This is a genomic window from Clostridium sp. AWRP (genome assembly GCF_004006395.2).
Taxonomy (GTDB): Bacteria; Bacillota; Clostridia; order Clostridiales; family Clostridiaceae; genus Clostridium_B.
This window is the reverse complement of record NZ_CP029758.2, coordinates 3862449-3884368: the sequence shown is the minus strand read 5'-3', so window position 1 is coordinate 3884368 and position 21920 is coordinate 3862449. Positions and strand designations below refer to the sequence as shown.

The 21920-nt window shown below is 30.3% G+C and carries 22 protein-coding genes; 13 read left to right on the top strand and 9 right to left on the bottom strand.

Going from position 1 to position 21920, the window contains the following annotated elements:
* Nucleotides 1–244: 244 nt before the first annotated feature.
* The 4 genes from DMR38_RS18095 to DMR38_RS18085 all read left to right on the top strand — a co-directional run bounded on the left by DMR38_RS18095 (nt 245) and on the right by DMR38_RS18085 (nt 3275).
* Nucleotides 245–1255 (top strand): DUF5050 domain-containing protein, encoded by a 1011-nt coding sequence (locus tag DMR38_RS18095; protein ID WP_127722683.1) that lies wholly within the window; start codon nt 245–247, stop codon nt 1253–1255.
* 82 nt (nt 1256–1337) lie between these two features.
* Entirely contained in the window at nt 1338–1724 is a 387-nt protein-coding gene (locus DMR38_RS18090; RefSeq protein ID WP_175413058.1) for a hypothetical protein, read from the top strand.
* Nucleotides 1725–1846: 122 nt separating this feature from the next.
* Complete coding sequence (locus DMR38_RS21985; RefSeq protein ID WP_175413057.1) at nt 1847–2005, top strand: hypothetical protein; 159 nt, start codon at nt 1847–1849, stop codon at nt 2003–2005.
* An 88-nt stretch (nt 2006–2093) separates the two neighbouring features.
* Entirely contained in the window at nt 2094–3275 is a 1182-nt protein-coding gene (locus tag DMR38_RS18085) for an MFS transporter (RefSeq protein ID WP_243124354.1), read from the top strand.
* A gap of 202 nt (nt 3276–3477) precedes the next feature.
* Here the strand turns inward: DMR38_RS18085 and DMR38_RS18075 are convergent, their stop codons facing one another.
* Nucleotides 3478–3888, bottom strand: coding sequence for a bacteriohemerythrin (locus tag DMR38_RS18075; RefSeq protein WP_127722681.1), 411 nt, complete (start codon nt 3886–3888; stop codon nt 3478–3480).
* Between the two features lie 229 nt (nt 3889–4117).
* On the opposite strand from DMR38_RS18075, the gene DMR38_RS18070 reads away from it, so the two are divergent.
* Complete coding sequence (locus tag DMR38_RS18070; RefSeq protein ID WP_127722679.1) at nt 4118–4765, top strand: DUF3786 domain-containing protein; 648 nt, start codon at nt 4118–4120, stop codon at nt 4763–4765.
* An 83-nt stretch (nt 4766–4848) separates the two neighbouring features.
* On the opposite strand, the gene DMR38_RS18065 is transcribed toward DMR38_RS18070, so the two are convergent.
* The 3 genes from DMR38_RS18065 to DMR38_RS18055 all read right to left on the bottom strand — a co-directional run bounded on the left by DMR38_RS18065 (nt 4849) and on the right by DMR38_RS18055 (nt 7778).
* Nucleotides 4849–6615, bottom strand: coding sequence for a carbon starvation protein A (locus DMR38_RS18065; protein ID WP_127722677.1), 1767 nt, complete (start codon nt 6613–6615; stop codon nt 4849–4851).
* A 15-nt stretch (nt 6616–6630) separates the two neighbouring features.
* The gene (locus DMR38_RS18060) at nt 6631–6903 is read right to left on the bottom strand and encodes a 4Fe-4S binding protein (protein WP_127722675.1); all 273 of its coding nucleotides are present in this window, start codon (nt 6901–6903) and stop codon (nt 6631–6633) included.
* 155 nt (nt 6904–7058) lie between these two features.
* On the bottom strand, nt 7059–7778 hold the full coding sequence (locus DMR38_RS18055; RefSeq protein ID WP_127722673.1) for a hypothetical protein: 720 nt from the start codon (nt 7776–7778) through the stop codon (nt 7059–7061).
* Between the two features lie 244 nt (nt 7779–8022).
* On the opposite strand from DMR38_RS18055, the gene DMR38_RS18050 reads away from it, so the two are divergent.
* Nucleotides 8023–9189 carry a diguanylate cyclase gene (locus DMR38_RS18050; protein ID WP_175413056.1) on the top strand — a complete coding sequence of 389 codons (1167 nt, stop codon included), beginning with the start codon at nt 8023–8025 and terminating at the stop codon, nt 9187–9189.
* Nucleotides 9190–9671: 482 nt separating this feature from the next.
* On the opposite strand, the gene DMR38_RS21980 is transcribed toward DMR38_RS18050, so the two are convergent.
* Nucleotides 9672–9839, bottom strand: coding sequence for a hypothetical protein (locus tag DMR38_RS21980; RefSeq protein WP_175413055.1), 168 nt, complete (start codon nt 9837–9839; stop codon nt 9672–9674).
* Between the two features lie 630 nt (nt 9840–10469).
* Here DMR38_RS21980 and DMR38_RS18045 point away from each other — a divergent pair.
* From DMR38_RS18045 to DMR38_RS21975, 4 genes are all read left to right on the top strand, one after another.
* Complete coding sequence (locus DMR38_RS18045; RefSeq protein WP_127722669.1) at nt 10470–11075, top strand: aminodeoxychorismate/anthranilate synthase component II; 606 nt, start codon at nt 10470–10472, stop codon at nt 11073–11075.
* On the top strand, nt 11059–12408 hold the full coding sequence (gene pabB, locus DMR38_RS18040) for an aminodeoxychorismate synthase component I (RefSeq protein WP_127722667.1): 1350 nt from the start codon (nt 11059–11061) through the stop codon (nt 12406–12408). The genes DMR38_RS18045 and pabB overlap by 17 nt, the downstream gene beginning before the upstream one ends.
* A gap of 17 nt (nt 12409–12425) precedes the next feature.
* Entirely contained in the window at nt 12426–13181 is a 756-nt protein-coding gene (locus DMR38_RS18035; protein ID WP_127722665.1) for an aminotransferase class IV, read from the top strand.
* Between the two features lie 165 nt (nt 13182–13346).
* A complete protein-coding gene (locus DMR38_RS21975) occupies nt 13347–13508 on the top strand; it encodes a hypothetical protein (protein ID WP_175413054.1) in 162 nt (53 codons plus the stop codon).
* On the opposite strand, the gene DMR38_RS18030 is transcribed toward DMR38_RS21975, so the two are convergent.
* The 4 genes from DMR38_RS18030 to DMR38_RS18015 are packed head-to-tail and all read right to left on the bottom strand — an operon-like array spanning nt 13505 to nt 17606.
* Nucleotides 13505–14593, bottom strand: a complete 1089-nt coding sequence (locus DMR38_RS18030; RefSeq protein WP_127722663.1) for a GerAB/ArcD/ProY family transporter — start codon at nt 14591–14593, stop codon at nt 13505–13507. The two genes, DMR38_RS21975 and DMR38_RS18030, sit on opposite strands and share 4 nt — an antisense overlap.
* Nucleotides 14594–14616: 23 nt before the next feature.
* Nucleotides 14617–14835 (bottom strand): hypothetical protein, encoded by a 219-nt coding sequence (locus tag DMR38_RS18025; protein ID WP_127722661.1) that lies wholly within the window; start codon nt 14833–14835, stop codon nt 14617–14619.
* The gene (locus tag DMR38_RS18020) at nt 14832–16022 is read right to left on the bottom strand and encodes a Ger(x)C family spore germination protein (protein WP_127722659.1); all 1191 of its coding nucleotides are present in this window, start codon (nt 16020–16022) and stop codon (nt 14832–14834) included. The genes DMR38_RS18025 and DMR38_RS18020 overlap by 4 nt, the downstream gene beginning before the upstream one ends.
* Nucleotides 16023–16025: 3 nt before the next feature.
* Nucleotides 16026–17606, bottom strand: a complete 1581-nt coding sequence (locus DMR38_RS18015; RefSeq protein WP_127722657.1) for a spore germination protein — start codon at nt 17604–17606, stop codon at nt 16026–16028.
* Between the two features lie 317 nt (nt 17607–17923).
* Here DMR38_RS18015 and DMR38_RS18005 point away from each other — a divergent pair, with 317 nt between their 5' ends.
* The 3 genes from DMR38_RS18005 to DMR38_RS17995 all read left to right on the top strand — a co-directional run bounded on the left by DMR38_RS18005 (nt 17924) and on the right by DMR38_RS17995 (nt 21819).
* Nucleotides 17924–19129 (top strand): PucR family transcriptional regulator, encoded by a 1206-nt coding sequence (locus DMR38_RS18005; protein ID WP_127722655.1) that lies wholly within the window; start codon nt 17924–17926, stop codon nt 19127–19129.
* Nucleotides 19130–19293: 164 nt separating this feature from the next.
* Entirely contained in the window at nt 19294–20439 is a 1146-nt protein-coding gene (locus DMR38_RS18000) for an iron-containing alcohol dehydrogenase (protein ID WP_127722653.1), read from the top strand.
* 12 nt (nt 20440–20451) lie between these two features.
* On the top strand, nt 20452–21819 hold the full coding sequence (locus DMR38_RS17995) for an aminotransferase class III-fold pyridoxal phosphate-dependent enzyme (protein WP_127722651.1): 1368 nt from the start codon (nt 20452–20454) through the stop codon (nt 21817–21819).
* Nucleotides 21820–21920: the final 101 nt, after the last annotated feature.

The following is a 21920-nucleotide window of genomic DNA, read 5'->3' as shown; positions in this document are numbered from 1 at the left end:
GATAGTTCAATTCAAATTTAAACTATCTGCTTTTTACTGTTCATAGTGATTTGAAAAACCGATATTGCAACAGAGCCATACTTATTTAACAACTAGTATTTAAAAGATTTAAAGAAATTTAGAAATATTAATTTAAGATTATAAATAAAAGTAATAAAGTGGGATCATATGGTATAATTAGGTATGTGGTTTTATTACATAAATAAGTATCTATGTAATAATTTTAAAATAGAAGGTGGTTGTATTGAAAAGTGTCTTTCTAGCAATGTGCGTGTCAGCTGCATTACTTACGAGCTCAGGAGGTCAATATGCTAAACCAATTAGTAATATGAGCAACGAAGTTAAAGTAAGTAATATGGAACCGATAGTTGAAGATGGAAACTGGCTATATGAATCTGATAAAAATGATAAATTAGTAAAAATTAATGCTGATGGAACAAATAAGAGTTATATTGGACAGGCATCTGGGAGGATTATTGGTGTTGCTAATAACTGGGTTTATTATGTTAATGGTTACATTGGTTCTATTGGAAGTGGTGGCATATATAAAACAAGAGATAACCAAGTAATTAAACTAACAAGTGACGATTATATTACTGATGCTGTTTTCTATAAGGGTTATATATATTATGCACTAGGACCTGAAATGGATGAGAATCATGTGGTAAGGGGTGGACTATATAAGATTGATACGGATGGAAAAAATAAAATTAAGCTTTCTAATCAACTGGTTGATAATATAAATATATATAAAGATTGCATCTATTATAGTGGTGTAAGTTCTGTCACTAAGTGCAGCACAATTAGTGAAGAGAAGCCGGGTATATTTAAAATGAGCATCGATGGTACTAATAAAATAAAGATTTATAATAAATATGCTAAATTCTTAAAATTAAGTGATAGTAATATTTATTTTAGTGATTTTGAAGATAACTATAAATTATATAAGATGAATATTGATGGCACAAATATAAAAAAATTAAATGATGACATTAGTTGGGACCTTCAAGTAAGTGGAAGCTGGATATACTATAGCAATAATCCTTACGATGGACATACTGCAATGATACTTCCGCTTGATCAGACAAAAGGGAACATTTATAAGATAACTACTGATGGAACTAATAGAACTAAGCTAAATAGTGAGGCCAGTAGGTTAAATGAAGTATTAGATGGATGGATATATTATGGTAATTGGTCTGATAAGATTTATAAAATGAAATTGGATGGCAGCAATAAATTAGTTATAAAGTAAGTGTTATTACAATTTGTGGTTTGTCAAGGAAGTGCTTTATCTTAAAGAAGCCTTCCTTTTATTTTTGCTTAAAAATTTAATTATGGAGGTACAAAATGATAAGTCTACATTTAACATTTACATGTTTGATTCAGGCAGCTACGACATAAAAGGGTATGGATATATAAGAAAAGAACAAATAGATTGGTATAAAAAATTATCAACTAATCTAAAAAAACAATTTGGCAAAATAATTCCATCATTTATGTTTTTTCATATTCCATTGCAGCAGCAATATAAGGTATGGCAAAGTGGAAAAGCCATAGGAGAAAGAAATGAAAAAGAATCTCCACAATCTGTTGATAGTGGATTGTTTTCTACACTCATTGAAATGGGGGATGTGAAAGGAGCAAAAGTAATTATTTTAAATGAAAACAATTTAGAAAAGTTTAAAACATATACAAAAATTTTATCTTACATAAATGTATAAAATATTACCGTAAATTTCTACATCATGTAGGGTGAAATGTAAACGTATAAATATTATACTATATACATACAGAAGATTTAAAATGTTCAAGTGTATTTCAAAAATTATGGGGGTGAAATAACATGATACCAAAAGAGATGACTGCAATACGTGATAAAAGAATGATGGCCGCACTAAACATGGAGAAACCGGATAGAATTCCAATTATGCTTTCCGGTCAGATGTATTTTAAATTCATAGATCTAACAATGACTATATCTGATTGGTGGGATAGGAAATAACTAGTAGAGAATACTTTCATTTCTAAAGTATAAAAATTTATATGAAAAGTTTTTTAAAATCAAAGAGCGAAGAAGGGAGTTTAAAGTTATGAGTAAAGGTATGAGTAAAGGTAAATCAGCAATTATATTTGCAATATTTTCTTTTTCATTTCTGGTTATGGCACAAGGAGCAACTTCTCCTGCACTTGCAAGTATAGGTCAGGCCTTCCCCAAAATAGATTTTAGTGTAGTGGTACTTATAGCTACATTACCATGTTTAACCACGATTCCATTTTCAATGATAGGAGGAAAATTAGCCGGTAATATTATGACATTTAGAAGTGTTACAATTATTGGAATAATTCTTACTATCATTGGTGGTGCTTTCCCTTATTTTACAAATAGCTTTGTTGTAATTCTTATTATGAGGGCTATATTGGGAGCTGGGGTAGGTTTAATATCTCCAATTCCATCAGCACTTATTATGAACTTTTTCCAAGGAAAAGATGTAGAAAATCTCATGGGTTACAATAGTGTTATTCAAAATATAGGTGGTATCGTATTTCAGATGCTTGGAGGATTTTTATGTGTTATTAGCTGGCGAACTACCTTTTTAACTTATCTTTTGGCTGTTATATCTCTTATCGTAGTTATTTTCATGTTACCTGAGCCTCAGAAGGTAGAAAAGGCAAAGAACGAAAAAGTAAAGATGCCTGGTATGGTATATGTATGGTCAATAATTTTCCTAGTTTATACTTTAATAAATTACCCAATGTTAACGGGTATATCATCTTTAATAGTTGACAATAAATTGGGAACTTCAGCTAGTGCAGCGATGGCACTTACTATGTTCTCTATAGGTGGGATGTTCACTGGTGCAATTTTTGGAAAATTATATCATATAGCTGTAAAGTACACCATAGTTGTAGGAACGGTTCTCCATGCTATAGGATTTGTGATTTTGATCTATGGAAATAGCGTTTTTATGTTTACTGTTGCAACAACTATTGTTGGAATGGGATTTGGACTTGTGGTGCCAGCTGTAATTATGTATGTTGGTATGCCGGTGCCTCAGTCAGCACAGCCTTTTGCAATTTCTATAGCTCTTGCATTTATGAGCATAGGTGGTTTTGTTTCAAGTTTCTTCTTTGCTTTTGTTGAGAAGACTTTTAATATATCGTCTATGAGATTTCCATTTGTATTTGGTGCTGTATGTCTTGTGATCTACTCAATTGTCCAATCAGTGGTTAATCTAAAGACATCAAAGCCAGAGTCAATAGGTGTGAAATAATAGAAATTATTGTACTAAACTTATTAAAGATTTTGATGGTACCGGATTAATTCTTTCTTCAGGATGTATAATACCATTTAATGCTGAGGTTGAAAATGTAAAAGCTATGGTTTCAGCTGCTACTAGTAAGTAGAAACAACCAAATTATTTTTGAAACTTACAACGAGAGTAAAAACTATTTTAGTTTACTCTCGTTCTTTTATTAAACAGTTTTTAAAAATACTGCATATTTTCTGTCTGCTATCATAATATGGTTACTAATCCATTCAGATAAAAAGTCTATAATTTCTAATATTACTTTCCTTTGATTATCATCTATATCCTCTCTAGAGGCAACTTCATTTATTTTATATACATAAAAACCATGTTCTTCTTCTTGATCATGAATATGATCATAATTATATTTTTTTAGCATATTTTCTTCATACTCAAAATGATATTTTGTATATTCTAAAAGCTCATCAAGTATTGTCATTATTTCATCATATCTATCATATCCATCATCTATTACTGCAATATCATAGGCTTTTTTTCCTATTTCCATTAGTTTTTTGTGTTGTTTATCTATTTCATCGATATTTAAATTAAATTCGTCTTTCCATTTAAATGCCATTTCGCCATCTCCTTTTTATTAACATAAATTATTAATAAATAAATATTATCATATATTTTCAGCAAATGCAAGTACGTTTATTATTTTATTTAGCTTTCGCAGTTTAAAAAAATTTTATATGCGTTAAAGTTGAGTATTTAAGTAAACATAAAAAATACTTTTGCATTATTAGTATAAGTTAGGCAAGAATTACTAGTAATATGTTATTATGTATTTAAGGGGTGAAGGTATGAACAAGGAAAATAATTATGAGATTTGTTATGAAAATATGCGTAAGGAATTTGTTAAATATAATCCAGAAGAAGTGGCTAAAAGAAGCAGGTCTTATTATGATATTGAAAAAAAACAATTTACATTAACTTGTTTTAACAAAGAATACTTAATTTCTTATCCAGAGGGGAATATTGTATTAAAGTATAATAAAGATAAAGATCCATCTGTAGATGTAAATACAATGCTTATGCTTAAGATGCTTATGCTTAGTTATCTATACAGGGCTACTAACAGCAGTCTAACAAATAAGTGGGTGCCTTTTAGAGAATTAGAAGGAGTTGGTCATGCTTATCAGGGATTTGCAGATCGCGGCATAGATAAATTAGTTGAATTCTTTGGGCATAAGGGAGACCTTTTCTTGGAAGCCGGTCTTAAGCTAGGTGGAAAAAAAGTTGATGTTGGAGACGTGGGAATAAAGATTAATATATTACCTAATGTGCCTATGGTATTTGGTTTATGGACAGCAGATGATGAGTTCCCGGCAGATGCCACTATTCTTTACGATTGTTCTGTAGTTAATGAGCTTCATGTAGAGGATTTAGCTGGATTATGCTTTGAAGCGGCTGATGAAATAATTAGATCTGCTAGGTCAATTCACAGTTAACAGTTCACAGTGCACAATTTTGGTAGATTTTTCTCCGCTAATGATGCATCGTGCATTGTGAATTGATTATTTTATACTATTTCTTAATCCTTAATAATTTTATTCCATTTAGATGCGGAATCTACCACTACTATTATTACTATAGCAATCATTATTGTCATAAGAAAAGAATTTAATATCATATTTTTAGGAATATAGGTTTTGAATATGGACCATGTACCAGCACCTACAGTAGTAACAAGTAAAGCTAACATTGGAATTAAGGTTATGAGGGCATAACTTCTTTTTTTACTATGCTTTAATATTATAGTAGTTCCTATAGTTAAAGCTAAAGTTGCTAGAAGCTGGTTAGCCACACCAAATATAGGCCAGATAGTTGATATGCTTCCTCCAAACAATAAATATCCCCAGGCAAAAGATACCAAACCACTAGTTATTATAATTCCTGGCCACCAATCGGTTCTTTTCAAAGGTTTATAAACTTTTCCTGCTATATCTTGAACTATAAACCTTCCAACTCTAGTACCTGCATCTATAGTTGTCAATATAAATAGAGCCTCAAACATTATTGCAAATTGATACCAATAGGACATTAAGTATTTTAAAAAGGGTATCCTGGAAAATATATAGGCCATTCCTACTGCTAAAGATACTGCACCGCCGGGTCTATGTGCTATATTTTCTCCAACAAGCTGTGAAAGTTGAGGCAGGTTAACAATTTTATAACCTGCAGCTTGTAGTTTGCCGAAAGCTGCTGCACTAGTATTTATGGCAAAATAATCTCCAGGTTGAAGAACTGTAGCTGCAATTAGTGCCATTACTCCTACAAAACATTCTGCCAGCATAGCACCATATCCTATCATAGGAATACTTTTTTCATTATCTATAAGCTTTGGTGTAGTTCCTGAGGATATTAAGGCGTGGAAACCTGATATTGCTCCACAAGCTATAGTTATCATCAAGAAAGGCCATAGTGGTCCTGGTATTATAGGGCCTCCACCAGATGCAAATTTAGTTACTGCAGGCATTGCAATTGTAGGTCTAACCAATACTATGCCTAAAGCCAGGACAAGTATAGTGCCTATTTTCATATAAGAACTTAAATAGTCCCTTGGAGCTAGTAAAAACCATACAGGTAAAGTAGCAGCAAGAAAACCGTAAGCTGGGAGGACAAGTTTTAATTGGGTTTCGTTAAGAGTAAAGTAGGTTGCTAAACTAGATGCTTTAACAGCAGGTCCTAGTACTACTCCTAAAAGTACTAATATAACTCCTATAGCTGAAGCTTCTCCTATTTTTCCAGGTCTAATATATCTCATATATATTCCTATAAACATAGCTATTGGTATAGTAACTGCTACTGTAAAAGTACCCCAAGGATTAGAGTAAAGGGCATTTACTATGACAATGGCAAGTCCTGCCATAGACAAAATTACTATTAAAAGGACTGCTATACTGCTGGCTGTTCCTGTAATCCTACCAACTTCTTCCTTTGCAATTTCTGCTAAAGATTTGCCATCATGTCTAACTGAAGCAAATAAAATTACCATATCATGTACTCCACCGCCTAGCACTGCTCCTATAAGCAGCCACAAGTAGCCTGGCATGTATCCAAATTGTGCAGCAAGAACTGGACCTATAAGTGGGCCTGCACCAGCTATGGCAGCAAAGTGGTGTCCAAAAACTACCCATTTGTTAGTTGGCACGTAGTCTCTTCCGTCATTAAATTTATTAGCAGGAGTTTCCCTGTCCGGGTCTATCATTAAGACTTTAGTAGCTATAAAATATCCATAATAACGATATGCAATGATTAAAACTAATGCAGCGATAATAACTAAAGTTATTGCGTTCATATTTTGAGACCTCCATTATTCTAAATTGTTATACCTTCCTGGGGATGGCCATGCTCCCCCACCAAAATAGGAATCCATTTCCCTATTTATACTTCTAAATTCGTCATCTTCATAATGTATTGCATCTACAGGACATATTTCTCTGCATTTATCACAGGTTATGCATTTGGTGTCATTAATTTCAAATTTATCATGTCCTTCATATATTGCATCTACAGGACATATATTTGCACATTTATGGCATTTAATACATTTTAAGGTTATAAAATAGCGCATAGTAGCATTCATTATTATCACCTCCCTCATAGTTTTTAAGTTATTACAATGCACTATACTTTATTTATTCCGCATATTTTATAAAAAATACACAAGTATTTAATTAAAAAAATTGTATAAAAAATGTGACCATATAAAATGATCACATTTTTTATTAAAAACTATTTTTAATTTTTTGTGCTTTTACTAGTAGAAGAGGTTAAAGCGTTTATAATAGCAGTTTCTTGATCTTGAGTAACAGATCCTGAAGTTACTAGGGTATCAAGTTTAGTCTTTAAGAAAGTTGTGGATTTTTCTTTCTTAGCTTGAATGTTTGCATTTTTATTAGAAGTAAGTAGATTTTTTATAGCAGTTTCTTGATCTTTAGTAATAGTGCCTGAAGTTACTAGAGAGTCTAAGAAGTTAGTTTTTCTTGCAGTTTTTTTACTTTGAAAATAGGCTTTACGTTCAGCTTGAGTCATATTTTTGACTTTATCCATTTCAGCTTTTTTTTCAGCTTTTTTTTGACTACTGCTATTTAATATAGCAGTTTCCTGATCTTTAGTGATAGTACCTGCAGTTACCAAGGAATCAAGAGTAGTCTTCAATGAATCTTTAGTCTTTTCTTTTTTTGCTTGAGTATTTGATTTTTTATTAGTTTTAGAAGAAGTTAGAAGATTTAATGCGGCAGTTTCTTGATCTTGAGTGATGGTACCTGCGGTTACTAGAGGATCAAGTTTAGTTTTTAAGAAATTTTGATTATTTTTTGTTTTGAAATTTTTACTAGAGCAGTATACTGATTTTGCTGTCTTGTTAGAAAGTGAGGCTGCGTTAACTGTAGTAAATCCTGTACCAATTGATACAACAAGGGCTAAAGCGGATACTATTTTAAGGTTTCTTTTTAACATTTTTAATTACCTCCTAAATATTTCTTTGATTTATCACATAATCTCACTGCTCTGTGACAGCTTTATTACAAATAAGTGAATAGGATGTTAACATTGATAAGTATGGATAAAAGAAGAATAAATAGTAGGAGAAAATTCTTATAAATGGTGATATAATTTATCTATACCCTAATTGATAAAAGTAGTATATCAGATAAAAATCTTTCAAATAAAGGTGAAAAAGATGTTTTTTAAAATAGTCAGATTGATAAGAAGTTTTATATTGGCATCAGTATTGGACAAGTATAAAGAAGAATTTGTTGTAAATATTAATGGGATTAATTTAACTAGGGGAAAAATTACAGCAGTAACTTTCATTGTTATAGAAGCTGCAGAGCTTGTAATTTTGTTTACTATAGGGGAAAATATTTTTCCAAAGAAAACTGACATATATTATTCAGCTATGGATATATTACTAATTTTGACAATGATGGTATATTTATTTATATTTGCTAAATTAGAAAATAACATTTCTAAACATGAGACAAGTATTAATGTTGTTGGAGTATCTTTTACAATCATGATATTGTGTTGGTGTGCAGGTGTATCTTTGTTGGATCAATTATATTCTGGGCAGATTATTGTATATGCCATATCAATTATAGCAGTTGCTGTAACTCCGATTTTTAAACCAATTACATTATTGATTATGTATTTAATTGTTCATTTACCATTTCTTTTTCTTCTGCCATATTTTCAGAAATCAAGCGATATATTGTATGCAAATTGTACTAATAGTACTATTTTTTTAATAATATCCTGGATGATATCATGTATGAGATATAAAAATCAAGTAGATGATTTTAACAATAGAAAAATAATACAGAAAAAAAACGATGAATTAGAGAGGGTAAATCAAAAATTAGAAAAACTTTCTCAAATTGATAGTTTAACAGGTATCTTCAACCGTTTTGTATTTGATAAAACAATAGAAGCAGAATGGGATAGGTGCAGACGCTATTTTATACCACTGTCATTAATTATGATAGATATTGATTTTTTTAAGGGATTTAATGATAGTTATGGTCATCAAGCTGGAGATGATTGTTTAAGGCAAGTTTCAAGGGTACTTTCATCTTCTGCAAGGCGTTCCTCAGATACTGTTGCCAGATATGGAGGAGAGGAATTTGCTGTTGTACTTACCCATATGGAAAAAGAAAGTGTGCTGGAATTTGCAGAACAATTGAGAAAAAAGGTTGAACAGTTAGCTATTCCACATATGTACTCTTCTATTTCCAATTATATTACCATTAGTTTAGGAATTTGCACTGTTACTCCATCTGATATGTTATCTATTGAACAATTTATTAAGACTGCAGATGAAGCTTTATATGAAGCTAAAAAATGTCGTAACAAGGTTGTAAGTGCATAGGCAGATTAAGTGTATCAAAAGAAGTTTTGGATGAAAGAAAATAATATTACTATACAAAACTAACTATAAATAACATAAATACTGGGGATTTGTCATCCCCAGCATAAAGGTAATTATCAATGTATTGAAAAAAGAATATTCTGGTTTATCTAAAACTTAAACATTTAGTAGCTTTAATACATTGATATCCTTATAATAATAGAATGTACGAAATCCAAATTATTATACTATAAACAGAGTTATTATATTGTTTACATAGTGTTCAAAAAATAAATAGTTATTTTATTTATAGGACATTAAATTGTAACAAATAACTAATATAATTATAAGTGTCCTAAGGAAATAGACTTAGCGAAAATGAAAACAATAAAGTGTAGTACATAATTGATATAATTGATATCCCCTCAAAGATAAGAATAAAAGGATGGACAAATATCGCCATCCTTTTATTTTGATTTTTTTATTACAGACTCCAGATAAGATTAGAGCCTATCGTTTAATCCAAGCTCATAAGCATATATAATTTTTGAGGTTGTTTGATTAAAATTAGGAAAATCAATTCCTAATTCCCTTGCGGCTTCCATATTAAATTTATCATTTGAATGTTTAAACTTAATATAAGGGGTTTTATTATTTCTTATGTTTGTCATATATAATCACCTCTATTATATAGTGATAACCAATTATACAGCCTTGTATTCAGAAAAAGTTGTGTATAAAATAAAATTAATTACTTATCGAATTAGTATACTTAGAGAAACTTATTAAAAGAGATTCCTAACCTGTAATAACTAACATTGGCAGCAGTAATCTAATTGGAATTTTTCATTATTGATATGATTTATTGAAATGTGATATACTTACTTATAGAAATTTAAGATTTTAATTAGTATCTTTTATTAATAATAGAATTTAAAAATAAAGGCATATAGTGTATAAAACTTATCCAGGGTTTAGCAAACCTATGTACATAAGAATTCTAATGGATTAAAGTCAAAGAATTCTTTATACACAGCATAAAACTTGCAGTTTTTGTAAAGCAGGTGAGTTGTTTGCAGATGATAACATTGGATAAATTAAATGCGCTATGTGCTTTTTTTATTTTTAAATATAATAGAAATATTTTATAAGGGAGGTAATTTATTAGAACTGCTGATTACCTATTAAACTAACCAAAAGAATTATGATAAAATTGGTGAAAATTGTAAAGATAATTGTACTGAAATGTAAATGAATAAGGTTAAAAAGCAATATAAATTAATGCCGAGGAGTGAAAATTCATGTTTCTTATGATTGATAATTATGATTCATTTGTATACAACTTGGTAAGGTATTTAGAAGAACTAAATGAAGAGGTTAAGATTTGTAGAAATGATAAATTAGCATTGGAAGATGTGGAAAAAATGCATCCAGAAGGGATTATAATTTCTCCAGGACCTAAGTCACCTGAGCAATCGGGCATTTGTGTGGATATAATTAAAAAATTTAGTGGTAAAATTCCTATTTTAGGTATATGCCTTGGACATCAATGTATCGGGTATGCCTTTGGGGCTAATATAATAAAGGGTAAGGAGCCTGTACATGGTAAAATATTCAAAGTCCATCATAAAAATATAGGAGTATTTAAAGAAATCAAAAATCCTGTAGAGGTTACAAGATATCATTCGTTAGTAATAGAAAAGGAAACACTTCCTAAGTGTCTTAATATAACCTGTGAAACTTCAGATGGAGTTATAATGGGGGTTAGGCATGAAAAGTATCTTGTTGAAGGAGTACAATTTCATCCCGAAGCAGAGCTCACAGAATGTGGACATGAAATGCTTAAGAATTTTATAGAAGAAGCAAGAATGTTTAGTAAGGGGGAATTATATGAAGTTCTTCATTGAAGAAATAAAAACAGAATTAGATGCTTTTGATATTTACTCGCTGTTTAAAGAAGACAGAACAGTTACCATTTTAGACAGCGGCATGGGAGCCGAAGATTTAGGCAGATACTCTTTTATAGGATTAAACTCTTTTACTACTTTTAAATATGAAAATAATATTTGTACTATAAATAAAAAAGAATTTAATGGCGACCCTTTTGACCAACTTAAAAAACTTATTGCAAAGTACAAAATTGAAAATAATACAGAGCTTCCATATATAGCTGGGGCTATGGGATATTTCTCTTATGATATAGAGAGAACTATAGAAGAGCTTCCTGTTATGACTATAGAAGAAATAAAAATACCTGACTGCTATTTTTATTTCTATGATAATGCAGTAATAGTAGATAACTTAAAAAAGAAGACTTATATTACATCTTTAGGTATATTAAAGTCAGAAAAAGACAGCATTAATGAAATAAAAGATAAAATATCCAAAGGACATAAAATTAAATATGGAAAAGTAAATGATAGTGATACAAAATTTGTATCAAACTTTGGCAGGGAGGAATATGTAGAAACTGTAGAAAAGGTCAGACAGTTTATAAGAAATGGGGATATTTATATTACAAATCTAACACAAAGATTCTGCTGTGAAACAAAAAAAGATCCTTATGAAGTATATAAAGATTTAAGGCATATTAATCCAGCACCATTTGCTGCATTAATGAATGTTGAAGATTTTAGTATAGTATCTTCTTCACCGGAGAGATTTTTAGAAGTAAGAAATAACCTTGTTCAAACAAGACCTATTAAAGGGACAAGACCTAGAGGTAAAAATAAAGAAGAAGATTTAAAAAACAGACAAGAACTTATAGATAGTGAAAAAGATAGGTCTGAGTTATTAATGATTGTAGACTTAGAGAGAAATGATTTAAGCAAGGTATGCAAGCCATATTCTGTAAAGGTAACAGAACTTTTTAAATTAGAGGAATATAGTACAGTATTTCACTTGGTATCAACTGTTGTAGGAAAATTAAAAGATAAGTATACAGCAATAGATTGTATAAAAGCATGTTTTCCAGGTGGTTCTATAACTGGTGCACCTAAAGTCAGGTCTATGGAGGTAATTGAGAAATTAGAACCTACTAGAAGAAATATTTATACAGGGTGCATAGGATACTTAGGTTTTGATGGTAATGTGGATTTAAATATAGTTATTAGAACTATACTTATAAAAAATGGAAAAGCTTATTTAGGTGTTGGTGGAGGAATTACCTGGGAATCTGATGATGAAGCAGAATATGATGAAACACTTGATAAGGCTAGAGTTTTGATGAAAGTATTGTAAAGGGGTGAATAGCAGTTATGATGCTCTTAAATGGTAAGCTGGTAGAAGATGATAAAGTTTTTTTAGATACCGGTTTTTATTTTGGAAGAGGACTTTTTGAAACTATGCTTGTAAACAATGAGCCGCTTTTTCTTGAAAATCATTTGTATAGGATAAATAAAGGTCTTTCTATTATAGGAATAGATAAAGAAATTACTGAAGACGAAGTTATGGATGCTGTTAACAAGCTTCAGTGTAATAATTGTGTGCTGAAGTTAGTAGTTACAGAGGAAAATACGTTGTTTAATATTAGAAAGAACAATTATACTGAGGAACAGTATAAAATAGGTTTTAAAGTTAAAATAAGTTCTGTTAGGAGAAATGAATTTTCTCAACTTACATACTTAAAATCTTTAAATTATTTAGAAAATATATTAGAACATGAAAAATGTATTGATGAGGGATACAATGAGGTGCTGTTTTTTAATACAGAGGATAAACTATCAGAGGGCAGTGTATCTAATGTGTTTTTTACAAAGAATAAAAAAATATATACTCCATCTAAAAAATGTGGATTACTTGAGGGTACAGTAAGAAAGTTCATAATAAATAACTTTAATATTACTGAAGGTGAATTCAGTAAGGAAGATTTAATGTCTGCAGATAGTGTTTTTTTAACTAACAGCATTATGGGAGTAATGAAGGTCTCTAATATTTATGATAGAAGTTTTAATGAATGTAGTATTATTGAGAAAATAAAAAAGGTTTATGAAGCACAATTAAAGAAACATTAAATATAGCTTTTCTAAACGAACAATCAACTTATGCTCCGGATATTTTTTACAACATTTAGCTCGTTAAATATTTCTGCGTATAAGTTGATTTTTAATTTAGAAACGCTATAAGATTAATGAAATCTATAATATTGGGAAATATATTGTAAGAGGGGAGGTATAAATATGGATAGAATAGGTGTCAATAATTTTATTTCCATTATTATAGGAATATCTTTAGTTTTAACCTGCTTTTTAATCTTTTATTTTTTTCAAAAGCATCTCTTTAGTAAGTATAAAAATAAAGTAAAGAATATAGTAGATAAAGATGATGATCATTTAAGTTAGCCTTTTTTCTTTAAGATTAAAGCTGCAAAGAAAAGAAACATTTCTAATCCTGTTTCAACAAATACAGCTATAAGGGGATATGAGTATAAACTAAAGTTTACTAGATCCAGGCTATTTTTGAAGGAAGTTATACCGATAACAAAAGAAACTAGTATGGAAGGAAGAACCAGAGGCTTATATGTATTTAGTCCTATAATTTGAGATATACCGGTGCTAAAAGCCCATATCATACTGCCAGATGCTGTAATTGCTGCACCTATCATAATCATAAGCCAGATAGCCTCCACCCGTTCAAAAAAATCACCTAAATGAACAAATCTTGTGAGTTCAAGGCTTACATTAATCATATTTTTAGATTGTGGATAACTGAAAATTCCTATTGTACTAATAACAAGTGAGAAAATGACAAAAGTACCTGAACTGACAGCGGTAAATTTTGCAATAAATCCGTTTTCTGGATGATTGCAAATGGGAATATACATACCCATAATAATACATATTCCTATAAAGGATAGAATAAGAGGAGTACCTGTTAAAGCTGGATATAGGCCAGCTTCCAGTTGTGGTTTAAGTCTATCTATTTTTACATCAGGAATAAAAAACAAAAATAGTACAATACAACTAAATAAATAAAAAGGACCTAAAATTTCACAAACTCTTCCTATTACTTCTATTCCTTTTAAAACAGCGTATCCAACTACAAGATAAGAGGAAATAAGAATTATTTGTACTGGAGTTTTTGGAAAAAATGCAGTATTAAGTATTATACTCAGTCCTCTTTGCAGTGCAGAAGATACGAGCAAGAAGAAAATGGGAAATAATATTCCTATGATTTTACCTAACTTTTTTCCAAGAATAGTCATGCTGTACTGCACCATATTCTGACCTGGAAATCTTATGCCCATATAAGCATAGACAACAGCAAGGAGTACATCTAACACCCAGGCTAAGATTACAGATAGCCAGGCATCTCTTCTTGCTTGAAAAATTAGCAATCGAATTACGTGCAGTCCGGTAAAAGATGTAATTATACAAAAAAGCATCCATATAAATTGATTTGTAGTGATAACTTCTTTTTCATGCATATTTATTCACCTCAATCCGAAATTTATAATTTATTAAAAAATGTTTTTCCAATAGGCTCAAATAATTTTTCTATTAAATCTATGGGAGTTGCCATGCCTAAATTTATACTAACTTGAAAAAATAAAGCCATAATTAATAAAATCACAACACACGATAATTCTTTCCACATTTTTTTTTTTACTAGAGGTATTCCCTCAAGTATTCCTATTAGGAATGATGAAATAATTACAATAGCAGTCATTTACTATTTTCCTCCTTGGTTGTTATAACAGGATCTTTAACTATTCCTATATTAGTTACTTTAATTTTGAAATTAATTTCATATTTTATATTTGGAAATATTTGAGACCAATTTTTTTTTATATTAATCCATTCTTTTGGATTATTGTTGTATATTTTAGTTGAAAAACCAATGAAGTCTGTATTTAAGTCCTTTTGTGATTTATATATTAATTTATTTAATTGACTTTCTAGTGTAGATTCAATATTATATTGAAGATTATTTATAGCTTCAGGGCTGATATTAATATTTTGTGTTTCCTCAATAAAAGCAGTACCACTACATTGAATTTCCGTATTAATACCATTTTCAGTTAAATGAGGAATTATTTTGTCAGATTTTTTAAAAACATCTATAGTTACGTTATCATTTATACCTGATTTAATAGGAAAGATAACTTCATGACCCTTTGCATAATCGACTATCCACAAAAGGCTCTTAGATTCTTCACTGGTAAGTATTCCCATTAAATGATTATTTTTAAAAATGGCCATTCTTTCAACTGTAATTTTGGCAGCAGTACTATCTTTTGATTTTTCTATATCGATTACAGGGGCAAAGGTCGATTTTGATTCATTTTTTGACTCTATAATAAAATTATTTATATTTATAGGTACAATAGGTCCATTTTTTTTAAATAAGGTCATCATGCTATTTATAGCAGTTGAAGTTGCAGAGTCACCAAGTATTCTACTTTGTAAAATTTCCCTAGCTGGTTTATTTGAAACAAATATCCAACTAGTACTTCGAATTTGACGATTTCTACTTAAATAATCCATTACTTCAGAAACTTCTGATTCCGACTCACATAATTCTCTTGATAAAATGATTACTTTGGCATGTGAAAAGTCAAGTAATACAGGATTATTTTTTGAAAAGTTTTGCATTGTACTAAAAATAGAATGACCAGTGCTTACTTGAATAATAGATTTATTTTCTCTTTTAGATACAGTAGAATCACCTTTTGAATGGCTGGGATTAATAATCTCTAATGTTATAAGAAAAGTGTTATTACTGGATATTTTATCAATACCAATGCCAGCCACAACATTAATTTCATTTAGTTCGCTTTTATCACTACTACAACCGTAAAGTGAAATGGAAAATGTAAAGATTAAAATATAAAATAATGTCGATTTATACTTCATATTTTATTGTCCTTTCTCGTCTTTGTTGTTTTTAGATGATGACTTTTGCCGATGCAGATTATTAGCATTGGCAAAGTGAGGTCTGCATTTCATATAAGGCCAAGGAAATCTTATTAAAGTATCTTTCAAATCCTTTAAACTTAAGGGAGCTAACGGAGAAAGATATTTTACACCAAAAGAACTTAATGATGATAGATGAATTAAAAGTATAATGATCCCTAATAAAATTCCATATAGTCCCAAAAATGCGCCTAAACACAGCATGGAAAAACGTAAAATACGAATGGTATACCCCATATCATAAGACGGAATGCTAAAAGAAGCTATTGCTGTAATGGCTATAACAATAACCATAATAGGAGAAGTAATCCCAGCTTTAACAGCTGCATCACCAATAACAAGTGCACCAACAATACCTACAGTTTGGCTAGCTGATGAAGGAAGACGTATACCTGCTTCTCTAAGTGCTTCAAAGGTTATTTCCATGAACAATGCTTCAATAAAAATAGGAAAAGGAACTCCATGGGCAGCTCCCATAATGCTAATAAGTAAAGGTGTAGGAATCATTTCTTTATGATATAAAATAATTGCAACAAAACATCCTGGGAGCAGCAGCGAAATCACAAAGAAAATTAATCTTATGAAACGTACAAATATGGTAGTAGTATATCTTTCATAATAATCCTCACTAGTTTGCAAAAATTGAATTAAAGTAGCAGGAAGTATTAAAACGCAGGGAGTACCATCTACTAAAACGGCTACCCTGCCTTCTAAAATTCCAGCGGCAACTCTATCTGGTTTTTCACTGTGCTGAATTTGTGGAAATAATGTATAATGAGTATCTTCTATCAGCTCTTCTATATATCCACTTTCTAGAATAGAATCTATGTCTATTCTTTCAATCCTTTCTTTTAATTCTTCAACAATATGATTATCTACTATTCCCTGTAAATAGGTGATGCTTATTTTTGTCTGAGTTTGTTTTCCGATTATAAAATCTTCAACTTTTAAATCTGAAGATTTTATTTTTCTTCTGAGTTGTGAGATATTGATGGAAATATTTTGTGTAAATCCTTCGTTTGGACCTCTTATGACCTTTTCAACATCAGTTTCCGATACGTCTTTTTCTTTCCACCCGGGAGTTGTCATTTCTAAGGCAATATCATCATCGTCTATCAAAAGTACAGTATTTCCATTTAAGAGAGCATTTGTAATTTGACCCATAGTTGATAATTCACTTATTTTTGTAATTTGGAGAAAATATTTTTTAATTATTTCTACAGTATGATCACATTTTAAATCATTTTCAGTAACACCTTTAATATTCATGATAGAAGGTAATATGCTTTCATTAATTGCTCTTATATCCGAAAGTCCATTAAAAAAAATGAGTATGCAGGAACATTTCATTGAATGTATAACAAATTTGTGGTAAACAACATCAGCACAATTTGAAAACAATTGCTGTAATACATGTAAATTATTCGAAAGAGATTTATTTAAGGGCAAATTATATCTATCATCAGATAACTTTTGTACATAAATAGGATTTGAAGTGTTTTTAGAATTAAAAAACTTCTTCACAATTAAAGATCACTCTCCTAGAAAAAATTATTTTATAATTTATCCGATGACTACCTGCTCTAATACTCCCACTTATCCAAGTGTGAGCAAAGAGCAGCTACGTCCCTGGATAACCATTTCTAAGCATCTCATGCCAAGAACTCTGTTTATGCTTATTCTCTGCATTACAGGTAAAAATATTCAATTTTGATTTTTGTACTTTTACAAAAAAATATTAATATATTATAATTATATACAGGAATATTTTAAATAAATAATAAAAATATTGGTGTATTTTTAACAAATACATATTAAATTATAAAAGAGGGATAAAAAATATGATTGTTACTTGTAGGAATATATTAAATTTACCAGGACTTGAAAAAATGAGAGTTGTAGCTGGGAAAGGAGGCTTAGACAGGGGAATTACCTGGGCACATGTAATAGAAGTACCTGATGTTAGTGATTTTGTAAAAGGAGGAGAACTTTTATTTATTACTGGTATAGCAATAGGAAATAATTCAGAAGTTCTTCTTAAATTTATCAAAGACATTACTTCTAGAAATTTATCCGGTCTTGTTATAAATATAGGTCCTTATATAAAAGAGACACCTGAAGAAGTTATAAATTTTGCAAATACTGCAGATTTTCCTATATTTGAGTTACCTTTTGAGGTTAAATTGATAGATGTGACTCAAATTATCTGCAGGGCTATTTTTGCACGAAATGCACATAAGGAATCTGTGAATAATTTTATGCGAGAAGTGATTTTTGAAAATATAAATATTGATGAGGAAATGTTAGACAGGGCAATTTTATATGGATACAAAAGAGAAAAGAAATATTGCAGCCTAATAGTTGATATTGATGACTTTAGTTCTTATATAAAGAAAAAAAATATAGTGGATGAAGAGATTATAGCAAATATAAAAAATCGTGTGCAAGATATAATAGAATATGTTTTGGAAGAAAATAGTAAAAAATATTTTTATGCAGTTCAAAGTGATGCATTTTATTTTATGGTATGTTCTACCATAGAAAATATAGACAGGATTGCAGAATCTATAAGAAAAGAAATATCAAAGAGGATGGGTGATATTACTGTAAGCATAGGATTAGGAGATGAATGTAGTGATTTAGAAGATTTTAAATGTGTAATACTAGAGGCAATGAAAGCATTAAAGTTATCTAAGATTTTTGGAAAAAGGGATTATGTCATAAAGTATAAGAGCTTAGGTATATTCAGGCTTTTTTTTGATATAGAAACAAATGAAGAGATGAAAAAACTATTTGATGAAAATTTACTTAAACTTAAAATGTATGATGAAAAAAACTCTTCTGTGCTAGTAAAAACATTAATTGCATATTTAAAGGAGAATAGAAACTTGGGTAAAACTGCAGAAAAGCTGTACATCCATAGAAATACTATAAAATATAGGATAAACAGAATAGAGGAAATATTAAACTGTGATTTGAAGGATGATGAAATTGCCTTTAATATTATGCTCTGCATAAAAATTGGGGTATTTTTGAAATTGATTTAATGATAATTTATAATGAACAAAAATTTGTAAGTATATTTGTTGATAGTGGACATACTAATTACATTTAAAATATGGTAAATTATATACATGAAATTTAATAAATTGTTAAGCAAACAATAAATAAATTAATAAACTGCAAATTAAGCAAGTTAGGTGATGGAATTATGAATTATTCAGTTTTTCAATGTCCCAACAAAATAATATATGGGAAAGATACCGTAAATTTTATTGGAAATGAAGCAGCGGTGTTTGGAAATAAGGCAATGATAGTTACAGGAAAACATTCATCAAAAAAGACAGGTGCATTAGATAAAGTTTACTATAGTTTAAAAGATCAGGGAATAGATCCTGTTATATTTAATAAAGTAGAATCAGATCCTAGTGTAATTACTGTAAGGGAAGGAGTGAAAGCAGGAAAAGAAGAAAAAGTAGATTTTATAGTTGCATTAGGTGGAGGAAGTGCTATGGATGCAGCTAAAGCCGTAAGTATGGTTATAGGAAATGGAGGGGATATTTTAGATTATGAAAAAATTCAGCCTAAAACCTATGGTATACCTATTATAGCAGTTCCTACTACAGCAGGAACTGGAAGTGAAGTTAGTAAGTTTTCTATAATAACAGATACTGAAAGAAAGATAAAGATGCTTATTTCAAGTAATTTTATAATACCTGAAATAGCAATTTTAGACCCACTTTTGACTATGATGATGCCGCCTCAGGTTACGGCAGCTACAGGGATGGATGCTTTCACTCATGCAATTGAGGCATATATTTCAAAGGCTGCACAGCCAATGTCAGATACATTTGCAATAAAGGCAATAAAGATTATAAGCAGTAATATTTCACGGTCAGTCCTTAAAGGCGATATTGAATCTAGGGAAAAAATGCTTCTTGGACAGATGTATGCAGGACTTGCTTTTAGCAATGCATCTACAGCACTTGTTCATTCAATGTCAAGGCCTTTAGGAGCTTATTATAAAGTTCCCCATGGAATGGCAAATGCAATTTTGCTTACAGAGGTTATGAAGTTTAATAGAGCTTCTTGTGCTGAAAAATTTAAAGTTATAGCAGAAGCTATGGGAGAAAATGTAGAAGGAAAATCTGTAAGAGAGGCAAGCTTGATTGCAGTAGATACTATAAGGTCTATTTTCTTGGAAACAGGACTTCCAGTATCACTTAAAGAAGTTGGTGTAGACAAAGACAATTTTAGAAAGATGGCAGAAGATGCTATGGAAAGTAAAACTACGGTGCTTAATCCGAGAAAACCTACGATAGAGCAGTTAGTAGAAATATATGAAAAGATATATTAAGGAGGAGTTCAAATGGCAGTTTTAGAAGACACTGAGTTAGATTTAGAGGTTGATCAAATTAGAGAATATGATAAAAAGTACAACCTGCATTCCTGGAGTGCACAGAAAAATCTAAAGCCCATTGTAATTACCAAAGCTGAAGGAATTTATTTTTGGGACAGTGATGGAAAAAAGTATTTTGATATGTCTTCTCAATTAGTTAATGTAAATGTAGGACATGGAAATAAGAAGATAATAGAAGCTATAAAAAGACAGGCAGAAAAAATGCCATTTATGGGACCTTCCTATGCTGTAGATGTAAGGGCAAAATTGGCTGCTAGGGTAATAGAAAAGGCACCAGATAATATGTCCAAAGTATTCTTTACATTAGGAGGATCAGATTCTAATGAAAATGCTATAAAAATAGCCAAGATGGTTACTGGAAGATTTAAGATATTTTCGAGATATCGTTCCTACCATGGAGCAAGTTTTGGAGCTGCAAATTTAAGTGGAGAGCCTAGAAGATATACTTGTGAACCTGGAATACCTGGATTTGTAAAGTTTTTTGATCCTTATATTTATAGAGAAAAAATAAGATTTGAAAGTGAAAAAGAAGCTGCAAAATTTTATTTAAGCAAACTTAGAGAGCAGCTTATATACGAGGGTACGGATAAAGTAGCAGCTGTTGTTGTTGAAAGTGTAACTGGCAGCAATGGTGTAATCATACCACCTGAAGGTTATCTCCAAGGCATAAGAAAGCTATGTGATGAATTTGGAATAATTATGGTTTGTGATGAAGTTATGGCCGGATGGGGAAGAACTGGAGAATGGTTTGCCTGCAATAACTGGAATGTAAAACCAGATATTATCACATTTGCAAAAGGAATTACTTGTGGATATGTGCCTCTTGGAGGAGTAATTGTAAGTGAGAAAATAGCAAAATTTTTTGATGATAATGTACTTATGTGTGGACTAACATACAATGCACACCCGCTAGCCTGTGCCGCAGGATGCGCAACATTAGATGTGTATGATGAAGAAAATCTAATAGAAAATTCTAAGAAGATGGGGGTTATTTTAGGACAAAAATTAGAGCAAATAAAGAAAAAACATTCAAGTGTAGGAGACGTTAGATATATAGGATTGTTTTCTGCAGTAGAACTGGTAAAAGATAGAGAAACTAGAGAGGCTCTAGTACCTTATGGAAAAGATCCAGATGGAATAATGTCAAAGATAGTTGGAATGTTGAAAGAGAAAGGATTTTCAACTTATTCTCATGAGAGCTGCTTAATGATAGCACCTCCACTTATTATAAATAAAGAAGAGATGGAAGAAGCTATGAATATTTTTGATAAGGTTATGTATTCTATAGATGAATTTGTAAAAACATTAAAAAAATAAGCGTCCCTTTTGTGGAAGAATAGGACACTTAAAATTAATTAACCAATTATATTATAAACCAATTTAAAAAAATGTAAAGGAGATATTTATTATGGAAGTAA

Coding starts and splice junctions, on each gene's coding strand:
- DMR38_RS18090 (WP_175413058.1), top strand. CDS start 1,338: ATGGAGGTACAAAATGATAAGTCTACATTTAACATTTACATGTTTGAT.
- DMR38_RS21985 (WP_175413057.1), top strand. CDS start 1,847: ATGATACCAAAAGAGATGACTGCAATACGTGATAAAAGAATGATGGCC.
- DMR38_RS18085 (WP_243124354.1), top strand. CDS start 2,094: ATGAGTAAAGGTATGAGTAAAGGTAAATCAGCAATTATATTTGCAATA.
- DMR38_RS18075 (WP_127722681.1), bottom strand. CDS start 3,888: ATGGCATTTAAATGGAAAGACGAATTTAATTTAAATATCGATGAAATA.
- DMR38_RS18070 (WP_127722679.1), top strand. CDS start 4,118: ATGAACAAGGAAAATAATTATGAGATTTGTTATGAAAATATGCGTAAG.
- DMR38_RS18065 (WP_127722677.1), bottom strand. CDS start 6,615: ATGAACGCAATAACTTTAGTTATTATCGCTGCATTAGTTTTAATCATT.
- DMR38_RS18060 (WP_127722675.1), bottom strand. CDS start 6,903: ATGAATGCTACTATGCGCTATTTTATAACCTTAAAATGTATTAAATGC.
- DMR38_RS18055 (WP_127722673.1), bottom strand. CDS start 7,778: ATGTTAAAAAGAAACCTTAAAATAGTATCCGCTTTAGCCCTTGTTGTA.
- DMR38_RS21980 (WP_175413055.1), bottom strand. CDS start 9,839: ATGACAAACATAAGAAATAATAAAACCCCTTATATTAAGTTTAAACAT.
- DMR38_RS18045 (WP_127722669.1), top strand. CDS start 10,470: ATGTTTCTTATGATTGATAATTATGATTCATTTGTATACAACTTGGTA.
- pabB (WP_127722667.1), top strand. CDS start 11,059: ATGAAGTTCTTCATTGAAGAAATAAAAACAGAATTAGATGCTTTTGAT.
- DMR38_RS18035 (WP_127722665.1), top strand. CDS start 12,426: ATGATGCTCTTAAATGGTAAGCTGGTAGAAGATGATAAAGTTTTTTTA.
- DMR38_RS21975 (WP_175413054.1), top strand. CDS start 13,347: ATGGATAGAATAGGTGTCAATAATTTTATTTCCATTATTATAGGAATA.
- DMR38_RS18030 (WP_127722663.1), bottom strand. CDS start 14,593: ATGCATGAAAAAGAAGTTATCACTACAAATCAATTTATATGGATGCTT.
- DMR38_RS18025 (WP_127722661.1), bottom strand. CDS start 14,835: ATGACTGCTATTGTAATTATTTCATCATTCCTAATAGGAATACTTGAG.
- DMR38_RS18020 (WP_127722659.1), bottom strand. CDS start 16,022: ATGAAGTATAAATCGACATTATTTTATATTTTAATCTTTACATTTTCC.
- DMR38_RS18005 (WP_127722655.1), top strand. CDS start 17,924: ATGATTGTTACTTGTAGGAATATATTAAATTTACCAGGACTTGAAAAA.
- DMR38_RS18000 (WP_127722653.1), top strand. CDS start 19,294: ATGAATTATTCAGTTTTTCAATGTCCCAACAAAATAATATATGGGAAA.
- DMR38_RS17995 (WP_127722651.1), top strand. CDS start 20,452: ATGGCAGTTTTAGAAGACACTGAGTTAGATTTAGAGGTTGATCAAATT.